The organism is Paenibacillus xylanivorans, from assembly GCF_001280595.1.
Classification (GTDB): Bacteria; Bacillota; Bacilli; order Paenibacillales; family Paenibacillaceae; genus Paenibacillus; species Paenibacillus xylanivorans.
The window spans coordinates 1-270 of the sequence record NZ_LITU01000072.1; the positions used below are offsets into that span (position 1 = coordinate 1).

Annotated in this window: 1 tRNA gene; it reads left to right on the top strand. The window is 43.7% G+C overall.

Annotated features, from left to right (window positions below):
• Positions 1 to 92 precede the first annotated feature (92 nt).
• Positions 93 to 168, top strand: a tRNA-Ala gene (locus tag AMS66_RS23070).
• Positions 169 to 270 lie beyond the last annotated feature (102 nt).

Consider the following 270-nt stretch of genomic DNA (forward strand, 5'->3'; position numbering starts at 1 on the left):
TCGTTTCCCGAGTGGAAACATTCAAATAGCAGACTAGATCTGCAACAGTAACACAGTTACTTATCCATTTGTTCAGTTTTGATGGAATTTGAGGGGCCATAGCTCAGCTGGGAGAGCGCCTGCCTTGCAAGCAGGAGGTCAGCGGTTCGATCCCGCTTGGCTCCACCAACAAGATTTTACAAGCTTGTTCTTTGAAAACTAGATATCGAAACGAAAATTGCGATTTAGAACATTCCTTTTATGGATGAATGCTTGTTCGGTTCAAGTAGC